At 49.9% G+C, this 13199-nt stretch carries 14 protein-coding genes and 1 other RNA gene; 8 read left to right on the top strand and 7 right to left on the bottom strand.

Annotated features, from left to right (window positions below):
* The first annotated feature begins 312 nt into the window (after window positions 1-312).
* Together glnK and amtB are read left to right on the top strand one after the other, a co-directional pair.
* Window positions 313-651, top strand: coding sequence for a P-II family nitrogen regulator (glnK, locus tag EVX52_RS21450; protein WP_009639071.1), 339 nt, complete (start codon window positions 313-315; stop codon window positions 649-651).
* An 85-nt stretch (window positions 652-736) separates the two neighbouring features.
* Window positions 737-2026 (top strand): ammonium transporter AmtB, encoded by a 1290-nt coding sequence (amtB, locus tag EVX52_RS21445; protein ID WP_015698311.1) that lies wholly within the window; start codon window positions 737-739, stop codon window positions 2024-2026.
* A gap of 151 nt (window positions 2027-2177) precedes the next feature.
* On the opposite strand, the gene tesB is transcribed toward amtB, so the two are convergent.
* The gene (gene tesB, locus EVX52_RS21440) at window positions 2178-3044 is read right to left on the bottom strand and encodes an acyl-CoA thioesterase II (protein ID WP_129992082.1); all 867 of its coding nucleotides are present in this window, start codon (window positions 3042-3044) and stop codon (window positions 2178-2180) included.
* A gap of 269 nt (window positions 3045-3313) precedes the next feature.
* On the opposite strand from tesB, the gene EVX52_RS21435 reads away from it, so the two are divergent.
* Window positions 3314-3895 carry a YbaY family lipoprotein gene (locus EVX52_RS21435; protein WP_129952825.1) on the top strand — a complete coding sequence of 194 codons (582 nt, stop codon included), beginning with the start codon at window positions 3314-3316 and terminating at the stop codon, window positions 3893-3895.
* Between the two features lie 70 nt (window positions 3896-3965).
* On the opposite strand, the gene EVX52_RS21430 is transcribed toward EVX52_RS21435, so the two are convergent.
* A complete protein-coding gene (locus tag EVX52_RS21430) occupies window positions 3966-4274 on the bottom strand; it encodes an MGMT family protein (protein ID WP_129952824.1) in 309 nt (102 codons plus the stop codon).
* Window positions 4275-4466: 192 nt separating this feature from the next.
* Between EVX52_RS21430 and ffs the strand changes: the two genes are divergently transcribed.
* Window positions 4467-4563: signal recognition particle sRNA small type (ffs, locus tag EVX52_RS21425), an RNA gene on the top strand.
* Window positions 4564-4690: 127 nt separating this feature from the next.
* Here ffs and EVX52_RS21420 read toward each other — a convergent pair.
* Window positions 4691-6040 (bottom strand): NCS2 family permease, encoded by a 1350-nt coding sequence (locus EVX52_RS21420; RefSeq protein WP_129952823.1) that lies wholly within the window; start codon window positions 6038-6040, stop codon window positions 4691-4693.
* A gap of 74 nt (window positions 6041-6114) precedes the next feature.
* A complete protein-coding gene (locus EVX52_RS21415) occupies window positions 6115-7902 on the bottom strand; it encodes an adenine deaminase (protein WP_129992081.1) in 1788 nt (595 codons plus the stop codon).
* A 139-nt stretch (window positions 7903-8041) separates the two neighbouring features.
* Between EVX52_RS21415 and EVX52_RS21410 the strand changes: the two genes are divergently transcribed.
* Window positions 8042-8998, top strand: a complete 957-nt coding sequence (locus EVX52_RS21410) for a LysR family transcriptional regulator (RefSeq protein WP_129992080.1) — start codon at window positions 8042-8044, stop codon at window positions 8996-8998.
* A gap of 75 nt (window positions 8999-9073) precedes the next feature.
* On the opposite strand, the gene EVX52_RS21405 is transcribed toward EVX52_RS21410, so the two are convergent.
* From EVX52_RS21405 to EVX52_RS21395, 3 genes are all read right to left on the bottom strand, one after another.
* Complete coding sequence (locus tag EVX52_RS21405; RefSeq protein ID WP_013576617.1) at window positions 9074-9277, bottom strand: HHA domain-containing protein; 204 nt, start codon at window positions 9275-9277, stop codon at window positions 9074-9076.
* Window positions 9278-9322: 45 nt separating this feature from the next.
* On the bottom strand, window positions 9323-9691 hold the full coding sequence (gene tomB / locus EVX52_RS21400) for an Hha toxicity modulator TomB (protein WP_129952820.1): 369 nt from the start codon (window positions 9689-9691) through the stop codon (window positions 9323-9325).
* Between the two features lie 231 nt (window positions 9692-9922).
* Complete coding sequence (locus EVX52_RS21395; RefSeq protein WP_129992079.1) at window positions 9923-10276, bottom strand: hypothetical protein; 354 nt, start codon at window positions 10274-10276, stop codon at window positions 9923-9925.
* A 380-nt stretch (window positions 10277-10656) separates the two neighbouring features.
* On the opposite strand from EVX52_RS21395, the gene EVX52_RS21390 reads away from it, so the two are divergent.
* From EVX52_RS21390 to EVX52_RS21380, 3 genes are read left to right on the top strand one after another with little or no spacing between them, the layout of a single operon-like run.
* Window positions 10657-11385: a metal ABC transporter ATP-binding protein gene (locus EVX52_RS21390; RefSeq protein WP_205952704.1), complete on the top strand. Its 729-nt coding sequence runs from the start codon at window positions 10657-10659 to the stop codon at window positions 11383-11385.
* A complete protein-coding gene (locus EVX52_RS21385; RefSeq protein ID WP_129992077.1) occupies window positions 11382-12239 on the top strand; it encodes a metal ABC transporter permease in 858 nt (285 codons plus the stop codon). The genes EVX52_RS21390 and EVX52_RS21385 overlap by 4 nt, the downstream gene beginning before the upstream one ends.
* A 28-nt stretch (window positions 12240-12267) precedes the next feature.
* On the top strand, window positions 12268-13146 hold the full coding sequence (locus tag EVX52_RS21380) for a metal ABC transporter substrate-binding protein (protein WP_129992124.1): 879 nt from the start codon (window positions 12268-12270) through the stop codon (window positions 13144-13146).
* The last annotated feature ends 53 nt before the right edge of the window (window positions 13147-13199 follow it).

The raw sequence follows: 13199 nt of genomic DNA, 5'->3' as shown, positions 1-13199 counted from the left end.
CGGCTATCTTTTTTCCCCGGTTTTCTTTTCCCGTTTTTAGCTTTCCCCGCACTGTATTCATGCAGGCAAAACCTTTTTATCAATCCGGATGCACTAAAAAGCAGCGATGAGCACTTAAATGGTGCGAACGCTGCTGTGCTGAATAGGATTTGGCAACTGTGCGCAGGGTCACGATTATTCTGAAAATGCCGTATTACGTGGGAATTGCATGAATCTGTGACCAATTTCAACTCTGGCACATCCTTTGCTTTATTCAATCCGTATCGGGCGTGAGTCCTCTCACGGCAGGCCCTTAATTCGAGGAGTGGCACAATGAAGCTGGTTACTGTGGTGATCAAACCTTTTAAGCTGGAAGACGTGCGTGAAGCGCTGTCTGCTGTTGGAATTCAGGGGCTGACCGTAACGGAAGTTAAAGGTTTTGGCCGTCAGAAAGGTCATGCAGAACTTTACCGTGGCGCGGAATACAGCGTGAACTTCCTACCAAAAGTAAAAATCGACATTGCTATCGCTGACGATCAGCTTGATGAAGTGATCGACGTGATCAGCAAAGCGGCCTACACCGGCAAGATCGGTGATGGCAAAATTTTCGTTGCTGAGTTGCAACGTGTTATCCGTATTCGTACCGGTGAAACCGACGAAGCAGCACTGTGATTTCAGGTTCTTTTCTCTCACACCAATCGGTTTGAGATAAATCAGATTAGAAAAAACAGTTTTGAGAAACAGGGGTGGGTTAATAATGAAAAAACTTTTATCCATGATGGGGCTTGGTGCAGTGGCTTTGCTGCCTTCGCTGGCCATGGCGGCAGCACCAGCAGCGGCAAACGGCGCTGATAATGCCTTTATGATGATTTGTACTGCGCTGGTATTGTTCATGACCGTACCTGGCGTAGCGTTGTTCTACGGCGGCTTACTGCGTTCGAAAAACGTTTTGTCCATGCTGACTCAGGTTATTGTCACCTTTGCTCTGGTCTGCGTTCTGTGGATCCTCTACGGCTACAGCCTTGCTTTCAGCGAAGGTAATGCGTTCTTCGGGGGTTTCAGCAACGTCATGATGAAAGGCATTGGACTGGATTCTGTGACGGGCACCTTCTCGCAGATGATTCATGTTGCATTCCAGTGCTCATTTGCCTGTATCACGGTGGCGCTGATCGTGGGCGGTATCGCTGAGCGTGTACGTTTTTCAGCGGTTCTGATTTTCACGGTGATCTGGCTGACTTTCTCTTACATCCCGATGGCTCATATGGTGTGGGCAGGTGGTTTCCTGGCTGCTGATGGTGCGCTGGACTTTGCCGGTGGTACTGTTGTCCATATTAACGCCGCAATTGCAGGCCTGGTGGGAGCGTATCTGCTCGGTAAACGTGCCGGTTTTGGTAAGGAAGCTTTCAAACCACACAACCTGCCAATGGTCTTCACGGGTGCCTCAATCCTCTACGTGGGCTGGTTCGGCTTCAACGCGGGTTCAGCAAGTGCCGCAAGCTCTGTTGCCGCATTGGCTTTCCTGAACACGGTAATTGCTACCGCTGGCGCAATCCTGTCCTGGACGCTGGTTGAGTGGATGGTACGTGGTAAGCCTTCACTGCTGGGCGCAAGCTCTGGTGCTATCGCGGGTCTGGTCGCTATCACGCCGGCATGTGGTACGGTGGGCGTTGGCGGTGCTTTGATCATCGGTCTGGTCGGTGGTATCACTGGCCTGTGGGGTGTGGTTACCCTGAAAAAATGGCTGCGTGTTGATGACACCTGTGACGTATTCGGTGTTCACGGCGTGTGCGGTATCGTAGGTTGCCTGCTGACTGGCGTGTTCACTTCCAGTTCCCTGGGCGGCGTAGGTTATGCAGAAGGCGTGACCATGGGCCATCAGGTGTGGGTGCAGTTCTTCAGCGTATGCGTGACCTTGGTGTGGTCCGGTGTTGTGGCCTTCATCGGTTACAAAGTGGCTGATATGATTGTAGGTCTGCGTGTTCCTGAAGAGCAGGAACGTGAAGGTCTGGATGTTAACAGCCACGGCGAAAATGCTTACAACCAATAAGCCAGTAGTAATCTGATTTCAGAGAAAGTAGTGCGCTAACTCTCTCATTAAGCAGTACAGAACAATAAAATAATGATGATATGCAAAAGGGGCGATAGTGATATCGCCCCTTTTTAATGCGCCATTTTCACAGGACGTTTTTTAATAAAGATTATTCAGGCTTTCGCTGACGAATAACGCCTTCCTGGACCGTAGAGGCGACCAGAACGCCATCGCGGGTATAAAACTGCCCACGCACAAAACCGCGCGCACCGGAAGCAGAAGTACTTTCAACGGCATACAGCAACCAGTCATCCATGCGGAACGGACGGTGGAACCACATCGAATGGTCGATGGTCGCGACCTGCATTCCCGGTTCAAGGAAGCCAATGCCATGAGGTTGCAGCGCCGTAGGCAGGAAATTGAAGTCAGATGCATAGCCCAGCAAATACTGATGAATTCGCAAATCATCTGGCATCTCACCGTTGGCCCGGAACCACACGGCACGGTTAGGTTCTTCGACGCTTCCTTTCAGCGGGTTATGAAACTTCACCGGACGCATTTCAATAGGCTTATGGCCGATAAATTTTTCGCGGAATTTTTCCGGTATCAGATGCGCCAGATTTTTAGCAATATCGGATTCTGATACCAGCGTTTCCGGTGGTGGTACATCCGGCATGGCGTTCTGATGCTCAAAGCCACTTTCCTGGCTCTGAAACGACGCTGTCATATAGAAAATCGGTTTTCCATGCTGTACGGCTTTTACACGGCGTGCACTGAAGCTGTTGCCATCGCGCAGGATTTCCACGTCATAGATGATGGGCTTACTGCTGTCGCCAGGGCGCAAAAAATAGCTGTGGAAAGAATGGATACCCCGCTCCGCCGGGACAGTCTGCTTGGCGGCATACAATGCCTGTCCGACCACCTGACCGCCAAAGACCTGACGTAAGCCTAAATCTTCACTTTGGCCACGGAACAACCCTTCTTCAATTTTTTCCAGATCGAGCAGATCCAGCAGATTTTTTAATGCCTGACTCATAGTGGCCTCATGAAAGTAACCAGAGAAATCGACCTCAGTTGTTCGGGGTAGTGCAGGCAGGAATCTTCTGAAATACGCCTTCACCGACAGGTCTAACCTGTTAATCATAGTGGATCTTCCGTTTTGCCAGAAGATCTGTTTGGCCGTTAACAGGAAAACCTCAGATTCTTGTGCCATGATTAATAGGTAAGCTGGTTAAAGTCACTACATTCATCGTCGGCGCTTATTACGGCTTGTCGACAAGCGACTATAAAAAGGGAGTACGATCAATGAAACTTTGGCAGATAGTAGGTGGAACCGCGCTGTCTCTGACTCTTGCCGGATGTGCGCAGCATCATGAGGCACCAGCGCAGCAACCTCCTGTGAATACGGCGGCCAGTCCGGTCACTCAACCTGCGATCACCGGCCCGAATGTATCGGGTAGTGTGTTCATCAATCAGCGTGTTGCTTTGCCACCGGATGCTGTCCTGACGGTGACATTGTCTGATGCTTCGGTGGCGGATGCGCCATCCAGGGTGATTTCGCAAAAAGTAGCAAGAACGCAAGGGAAACAGGCTCCGTTTACCTTCATCCTGCCATATAACCCGCAGGAAATTGCCCCTGACGCCCGTATTCTTCTGAGTGCAGCGGTAACCATCAATGGTCAGATGACCTTCATCACTGATTCCATTAAAGAAGTGATTAACCATGGTCAGGGTACACGTGCTGATCTGCAACTTGTCCCTGTTGTCGCCGTACCTGTCGCGACGAAACCGAGCACTTTGGGGCCAATGAGCAACCCGTCAAATCCGGGGCTGGGCACGTCACCGGCACCGGTAAGTTCGGCACCCGCGCAACCCATGACCTATTGATTCATGACTTGTGATGGCTAAGCACCGCTCCGGCGGTGCTTATCTGTAAGATGGTTTAGTGAACGCAACATCACCATTTCCAGCCATATTTCTCTAAATCCACTTTGCCTTGCTTAAAGGTAATGCCTTCTGCCAGCAGTGCCTGACGTTGACGCTTAAAGTCTTCGCCCTGCAGGGATATTTCGCCGTGCCGGTTAATCACCCGATGCCAGGGAAGGGTGCTGCCTTCCGGCAGCTTCTTGAGTACGCCGCCGACCTGCCGCGCTGCACGCGGTGAACCGGCCAGTTGTGCGACGTTACCGTAAGTTGTAACTTGCCCGACCGGAATGGCGGCGATAATCTGAAATACGCGCTGGCGAAAGTTATCGGGTTCCGACATGACATCCTCCTCGGTGATTTGCGCCAGTATGACGCAAAAATTAAGGCATTGTTGGCTCTGATTTAGGCATATCGTTTAAGAAAACAACGGTTGTCGGCGGTTAACTTGCTTTTGCTTCGGGCATCGCAGATAATGCCCGTCGCTTCAATTCTCTTAGCAGAGAAATGAAGCCGACAACGTCAATGGGGGCCCTGTTGGTTCTCCCGCAACGCTAACTTGTCAACTTGGTCAGGTCCGGAAGGAAGCAGCCATGGCAGGTGTCGTGTGTGCCGGGATGTAGCTGGCAGGGCCTCCACCATTTCAGGTGTCTACCGATTCTTCTTATCTTCCTCATTTCTTCTTAAACATCCGTAAAGCCAGGCTGCGCCCGTAAAAAAGGGCACGTTTTCACGCACCCTCTGTTTGATTCGTTAGGGTCAGTGATGTACCAGCGTCGCAAAATAATAGACCAGCGGGATCGCCAGAATATAAAGGCTCACCGGTACCTCACGTGCCTTGCCGGCAACGACCTTAATGCTGACGTAAAACAGCAATCCGCCGGCGATACCTGTACCGAAGCTGTTGGAAATCAGCGTAATCATCACCATCATCAGTACTGGCAGCGCGTCGGTAAAATTCGCTAAGTCCACTTTTCGTAAATTACTGAACATGTTCAGGCCAATCAGAATCAGCGCCGGAGCGGTCGCCTCTTTCGGGATCATCAGCGCAATGGGGGTAAATAACAGCATCAGCAGAAACATCATGGCTGCAGCCAGCGCGGTCAGGCCAGTTTTTCCGCCTGCTTCAGCCGCTGCAGAGGACTCGATCAGTGCGGTGGCGGCAGGAATACCGACGATCGGGCCCAGCGCCGCCGCAATGGAATCCACCATGAAAGGCCGGTTGATATGTTTCATATTGCCGCGCTCATCGAGCAACCCGGCTTCACCGCCAACAGCCAGTGTGGTGCCCATTGTCGAGAAGAATTCTGAGGCGAAAAAGATAAACAGGAATGGCAGGAAGGCGATGTTGATGGCACCGGTAAGATCGACTTTGCCCAGCAGCGGAGCCACAGAATGTGGTACAGAGATCCATTGTTCAGGTAAATGTGTTACACCAAACGGTATGCCAGCCACCGTCGCCAGCAAAATGGCCCACAAAATAGCACCGGGTACTTTTCGGGCCTGTAAGCCCACGGCGACCAGCAGACCAAGAAGCGCGATTAAGGCACCCGGCGCGGTAAAATCTCCTAAAGCCAGTGCATGCGTTTTGGCATTTGCCATGACCAGTCCGGCATTGCGGAAGCCGAGCAGGGCGACAAAAATGCCAATAGAAGCGGTCAGTCCAAGTTTGATCGACTGCGGAACAGAACGGGTGACCACTTCACGCAAACCAAACACTGTCATCACGAAAAATAAAACCCCCGACCAGCATGCAATACCCAGTGCGACGGGCCAGGTAATGCCGTCGCCCGCCAGCGTAATACCCACCAGTACCGAGCCGCCAATGCCAGGCCCGACCATAAAAGGCAGGTTGGCGTAAAAGGCCATCAGCAGAGAACCCAGCACAAACACCAGGATCACACCGGTGGTGGCTGCACCTTTATCCATACCGCTGACCGCCAGTAAGCCTGGGATCACCACCAGTAAATACGCTGCCGCCAGGAAACCGGTGATACCTGCCAGACATTCCGTTTTAATTTTGGTCCCGCGCTGACGCAGATGGAAACGGCGTTGTAACCAGCTTTCGTCAGCTGAGACGGTAACATTTTTCACAGAACTTTCGGACATGCTTAAATACCCCTGAAAACAATCATTTATATTATTGTGTTTGCTGTCTTTTTGACGTGTAGTGGTTTTCTGCTTCAGATTTCTTCTGGCCAGATTTCCAGAACCGGATCGACGATTTCACGTAATCCGCCATCTGTAAGACCTAAATCGGTCAGATGCGGGCCGGCATTACAGGCGAGACATGTCCCTTCGATGGCTTTGAAAACGCGATAAGGGGGTTCCCAGTCGGCGACCTGTGCGCTGAGGTCGCGCAGGTTTTTAAACTGCTTCGCTAATTCTGGAGCCGGTAAATCAGACAGCATGCCGCCAATCGGCATATCGATGCTTGCCAGTAATTTCCCATGCTGACTGAGGGCCATACCGCCTCCGCTGGCAATCAGTTGATTGGCTGCTACCACCATATCAGCAGGATTCCGGCCGATAACCACCAGATTATGGGAGTCATGCGAGTAAGACGTTGCAATGGCGCCGCGCAAAGCTCCCCAGCCTTCGAGTAATGCCATTTTCGGTGTGGCCTCGTGGCGGCCATGCCGGTGCTGTACCCAAATCAGGCTGAAATCGTCGGGTATCTGCACGACACCGTTCCTCACATTCACGGTCACTTCACTCCATTGTGTAAAGCGCGCGCCTTTAATATTGCGCAGACGCGCTTTACCGTTGTTCAGACCCGGAATTTTCAGTTGGAAATCATCGGCGCTTAAGGCACTTAGCCGCATAGTATTGCGCGGAGGTGTCACGTCGCGGGCTGCCGAAGGGGTAGATAACAGTTTGCCTTGTCTGGCAACGCAGCTACCCGCAACGTACACCGCGCACGGATGCAGAGTATCCAGCGAATCAAACGCGATAATATCTGCCGTACGTCCTGCGGCAATAAGGCCTAAATCTGAACGTTGCATGCGGATCGCTGCATTGAATGTTGCCATCCTCAGTACATCTTCCGCACGTAACCCGTGTGAAATCAGAAGCCTGATTAAGGCAATCAGCCCGCCTTTTTCCAGCAAGTGATCGGGTGGAACATCATCAGTACACAGTGTTATCTGCGATGAAAGGTGGGGAAGTGCCAGCAAAGCTGCGGCGATATCGGGCAGAAGATAAGGATGTGAGCCGCGAATTTGCAGCGTCAGGCCAGCACGCAGCTTTTCCAGCGCATCTTCAGCTGAAGTCAGTTCATGATCGGATGTCACACCCGCAGCCAGATACGCCTGTAATTGTTCGTCTTTAAGGCCGCGGGCGTGTCCTTCAATGAGTTTCCCACTGTTTAATCCCGCCTCAAGAATTTCCAGCATTCGCTCGCTGCCATTGAGCACGCCATACATATCCATCACTTCGGCCACACCGGCAATTTCCGGCCAGCTAAGCATTGTCTGCATTTCCTGGCCTCTGAAATCTGCGCCGGACATCTCTAAGCCCGGCGTTGACGGCACGCTGGAGGGCGCAGCACATATCACACGTAATGGCAGATTACGGCTGGACCGGACGGCGTACTGTACACCGGCAACACCCAGCACATTCGCCAGTTCATGCGGATCCCAAAACACTGTTGTTGTGCCCTGAGCAACGACGATTTCTGCATACTTTTCCGGTGGTAAATGAGAGCTTTCGATGTGAACATGCGTATCGATAAGGCCGGGGGAGAGATAATTTCCTGATAAATCATCGACATTTTCAGTCTGCGAGAATTTCCCCCGCGGATGGACGCTGGAAATCATATTTCCGGTGATACCGACATCGGCTTCGCGGATCTCTCCTGTGACCATGTCGATGACTTGGGCGTTAATCAGCAGGCGGTCAAAAGGGATCTTCCCCAATGCAGCGTTTATTGCCCTCTGTCGCAGAGGGCGGGAGGCGATGCTGTCGGTCATATCAGTTTCCGGATTTAAACAAGATGAAGTTAATGTAGGGAGCGGCAGGGGCTTTGCACAGATGAATTATTTTATCCGTTTATAAGATGCGGTTATGCTGAGCAAACGTTTCCTATTTTTAGCGGAAGAGTTGCTCATTATGTCTGAACCCTGGCGCCGGTTGCCGGCCCTTTCCCTCAAGCAAATTCAATACTTTGTGACGCTGGCGCAACTGCGTAGTTTCACCGATACGGCAAATCGTCTGGCGATAAGTCAGCCCGCACTGAGCAGCGCGCTTCGTCAAATTGAATCCGTATTAGGCGGGAAATTACTTAACCGAACGGCACAAGGTGTGAGTCTGACAGAGCAGGGGGAAGCCGTTTTGCCTTATGCAGAACGCTTATTGAATACTGCACTTAGCGTTTTCGACGATATGCAGCAAATTATGCTTCAGGGCGGGGATGGCACTTTACGCATAGGATTAGTGCCTTCGGTCAGCACGTTATTATTTCCGGTCGTTCCGCAATTACTGGCAGAATATTTCCCTGATATGCGTGTTGAATTCCATGACCTCACAAACGACGCACTATTGCTGGAACTGGAGAACGGCTCGGTGGATTTTGGTATCGGTGCAACCGACAGTACCGTGCCGGAATCCCTGGCAGTCTACCCATTGCTGGAAGATCCTTTTGTGGCCGTTATCAGACGAGATGATCCGCTTTCTCAGGGCCACAATATTCCCTGGCGGCAACTGCTGAAAAGAGATATTGCTTTGTTTTCAAAGGGGAATGTCAGCAGGCTGGTGACATCACTGAGTGAGAGCCATCGTCTGAATTTACGGGTCAGTTATCGCGTGGATTTTCAGGAGACATTATATGGGCTGGTTCGTTCGCGTCTGGCATTAGCAATATTACCAGAGTTATATACTGCAACACTCAACGATAATGAATTAACGGTGATTCACTTGCAGCAACCCACATTAAGCAGAACGGTGGCAATGATGCGTAAACCTGCACCATTACGTTCACCCAAAACAGAAGAATGTTTTCAGTTTCTATTACGGACATTTCATCGTCAGATCAACGAGAAAGCGGAACACCTTAACCCGCAGATATAGTTAAAGAATATTAACGTTATTTTGGTTAAATATTAAGCGGCCAGGCCGGAAGATATTACGGCCTGGCGTTATAGATCAGCGTACAAATTTCCAGACTGATACCGGAATTTTATCGTACAGTTTGTTCATCGTTAGCTCCGCTAAACGATGGTCAGCTGCCGAGTAAAACAATTCCAGTTCGTCGTCGGAAAGTTCATACTTATTTTTCTCAATAACACGTTCGAGTGTATCGATTGTGGTGCATTTTCTTAAACGCATCAAATAGTCGATTTTGTTCATCTTAGCCTTTTGATTTTTATCTGATGACTGCATATAAATTATTACTCAAGTCTTCATTAGGGTACAGATGTAGTCCCCTGAGAACATTCTGAATAAGCGCTTCTTGGTCTTTTGCCATTGACGCAAATCAGAATCGTTAATTCCATAATTGCTGAACAGGGTGTAGGTATCATCCAGATACTCTTCAACCAGATCACTTAAATGGTTATCAGCCGGATACTTAATTTTAAAACTCATCACAAAGGATGCAATGTGCTCAATCAGTTCATTGAGCTGTAGGTTAACGGCCGAAGTCGGATCATTAACCCAGCCATGATGGCTGTCACCCAGTGTTGCAATCCCTTCATCGTACAGCATTTCATTCAGGTAGCGTAACTGAGCGATATCGTGCCGCTTAGGCGAGTACTCATCCATATCATCCCCTCCGTAATGGTTTATTCGGTGTTGATAACACTCTGTGAGTAAACAACAAAACTTAATGGCTTACAGGAAACGGCTCTCACTAAAAACGCTATGAACTGGCTTAAACATCAAAGACAATCACAATGAGCTGTCTTCGGGATGAGGTTTAAAGGATTTTATTATATAGCCGGTATTTTAAATATAATTCATTTTTAGAAAGCTGTGCAAACGTATTACTCAAACTTACAATTCTTCGGAAGCGGAGCCTTTGAAACAATCAATAATATCAAACTCCAGTCCGTCAGGTTTAACCTGGAATGCGACGCTTTGCTTCGTTAACTCATCAGCATTAATGTCCAGACAAGCATTGAAAATCGTCCATTTGAACTGGTAAGTCATTGAATAATAGTTTTTGCCAATTTCCATTATTGACACAATCTGCAAAGAATTTGTTTCATAACGTGCATTTTCTGAAAAGTAAGTTAAATCTCCAATTAGAGGCTCTTCAATTTCAGATAAAGCAGGCTCAATAATCTGCTGTAACTCGTCAACCGTCAGAACGTTCCCCTTAATAAGGTAAGGGATTAGTATCTTCAAGGCGTTTACCTCTTAACCGTATTCCTTTTCATTATCGCATACTTTCCTCAGGATGTGTTTTGAGGGAAGAAAAAAAATTCTAAAGAAAAATTCCATAACCTGCTGATTATAAAGTGGATTGCAACTCGCTCATCATTTTTTACTTTTTTTTTACACTCGGGGGCCTCGTCCTTCGAAGATCTCCGGTTGCATCTGTACCCGTAAAAAACTGAAACAGTTGCTGTATTGATACCGAAGCTCTATTGTGATGTTATATTATAACTTTTCGGAGGGCGCATGACAAAAACACTGTTTACACTTTCTTCGCCGGTACGCTGCATTGTTGTACTGGCTGTGCTCGCTGTTTTATGGGCAGCTATCTACTGGGCAATTTCATTACCATGATTTTTGTTAACAATGTCGAAGTGGGGTATGGCCGTCTGGCAGTAGCCATGCCGCTAAACGGACAGTTCTGTTCTGGCTCCCTGACGGCAGTTATCGGTGCCAACGGTGCAGGAAAATCCACCTTTCTCAAAACACTGGCCGGTTTGCAGCAGGCTGTTGCAGGGAATATTACTTTTACTGGCGGGAAACGTCCCCGGCTGGCGTATTTACCGCAGCAGGCTGAGTTGGATCGCGGTTTCCCTATCAGTGTATTTGACCTGGTTGCAATGGGATGTTGGCCGCAAAGCGGGCTATTCGGTGGCATAAACCGACAGTCAGCGACAGCCGTCGATAATGCACTGCATACGGTGGGCATGAAGGAAATGTCGCACCTGCCTGTAGGATTGCTTTCCGGCGGGCAATTACAACGTACGTTGTTTGCCCGCTTACTGGTTCAACAGGCACCTCTCATTATGCTCGATGAACCGTTCACGGGTATCGACACTCAAACCACTGATTTACTGCTAAAAGTTATCGCGCAATGGCATCGGGAAGGTAAAACTGTCATTGCGGTTTTGCATGATATTTCGATGGTTGCCCGGCACTTTCCACATGTGCTTTATCTCAGTGCGCAGCAGAATTTATGGGGAAGCACGCCAGATGTCCTCGGGCATTTCCCTCATCAGGCACATGCCTGCATTTCGACAGAACCTTTCTCCCTGACGACGGGAGTCGCGAATTCATGATGCTTTTTCATTTGCTTGCTGACCCTTTTATTGAATTCGGCTTTATGCGCCGGGCTTTAATTGCTTGTATCGCATTATCAATCAGCGCCACGCCATTGGGTGTTTTCCTGTTATTACGCCGGATGAGTCTGGTGGGAGATGCACTGTCGCATGCTGTCTTGCCTGGCGCGGCGATTGGCTATCTGCTCTCGGGAATGTCGCTGGTCGCTATGGGGATTGGCGGTTTTATCGCAGGTCTTGCTGTTGCGATGTTGTCCGGACTGGTGAGCCGCCGTACGCAATTAAAAGAAGACGCCAGTTTCGCTGGTTTCTATCTTGGCTCTCTGGCGCTTGGGGTCACGCTGGTTTCCCTGCGCGGCTCGAGCGTTGACCTTTTACATGTGCTGTTCGGCTCAATTCTTGCCATCGATTCCTCCGCCATGATCATGGTCGGCATTATCACCAGCCTCTCTTTAGTTGTACTGGCATGCATCTACCGCGCACTGGTCATTGAGTCATTTGATTCGCTGTTTCTGCGCGTCAGTGCCGGGAAATGGCTGGCAGCAATCCACGGCATTTTCCTGGCGCTGGTGGTACTCAATCTGGTGGCGGGTTTCCAGATCCTCGGCACTCTGATGTCTGTGGGGCTGATGATGTTACCTGCTGCCAGTGCCCGTTTCTGGGCCCGTGACCTTCCTCATACCTTACTGAGTGCGATGATCATTGGTGTGATTGCCAGCGCCGTAGGCCTTATCTGGTCTTATTATGCCTCGCTGCCCGCCGGGCCCGCGATTGTCCTGAGTGCAACGGTTATCTTCTTTATTTCGGTTTTATTTGGAAAGCGGGGCGGGATGTTAACAGCTTCGCGAAATTAAGCAGCAGTACCACAATTAAGGGGACATGATGAAAGTATTACCTGTATCACTCGCAGTAGCTGCCCTGCTGTCGAGCCCGCTGGCAATGGCGAAAACCATCGATGCGGTAGCCAGTTTTTCAATTCTTGGGAATATCGTGCAGGAAGTCGGAGGTGATCATGTGAAAGTCACGACGTTAGTCGGGCCGGACGGTGATCCGCACAGCTTTGAACCTTCACCCAAAGACAGCAAAGCGATCAATGCGTCTGATGTCGTGTTTGTCAGCGGCCTGGGGCTGGAAGGGTGGATCGATCGCCTGGTGACGGCGTCGGGTTATAAGGGGCATCTGGTGACAGCATCGAAAGGCGTAAATTCCCGTAAAATGGAAGAAGACGGTAAGCAGATCACCGATCCACACGCCTGGAACAGTATGGCAAATGGCGTGATTTATGCCACTAACGTGATGAATGCACTGATCAAAGCGGATCCGGAAGATGCGGATTATTTCCGTCAGCGCGGCGCTGCCTATATTGAACAATTGCAAAAGCTGGATGCGTGGGCAAAAACTGAATTTGCCGGTATTCCGCAGTCAAAACGTAAAGTGCTGACCAGCCATGATGCCTTCGGATATTTTGGTCAGGAATATCATGTCAGCTTTATGGCGCCTGTTGGATTTTCTACTGAAGCTGAAGCCAGTGCCAGCGGAGTGGCTTCTCTGATTAAGCAGATTAAAGCGGAGAAAGTGAAAACTTACTTCATCGAAAATCAGACCGACCCGCGACTGGTTAAGCAGATCGCTGCAGCCAGCGGGGCTGTACCCGGCGGTGAGTTGTACCCTGAAGCATTGTCCGGTCCGCAGGGACCCGCGACAACGTACGTGAAGGCATTTAAGCATAATGTTGAAACGATTGTGGCCAGCATGAAATAAGATCTTTCCTCCTCACCGCAATACGGTGGGGAGGTTTACATCATGTCTTAGCA

It is taken from the genome of Rahnella sp. CFA14(1/10) (assembly GCF_004195095.1).
GTDB lineage: Bacteria > Pseudomonadota > Gammaproteobacteria > Enterobacterales > Enterobacteriaceae > Rahnella > Rahnella perminowiae.
The sequence above is the reverse complement of the archived record's forward strand: the minus strand, read 5'-3'. Positions and strand labels throughout refer to the sequence as shown.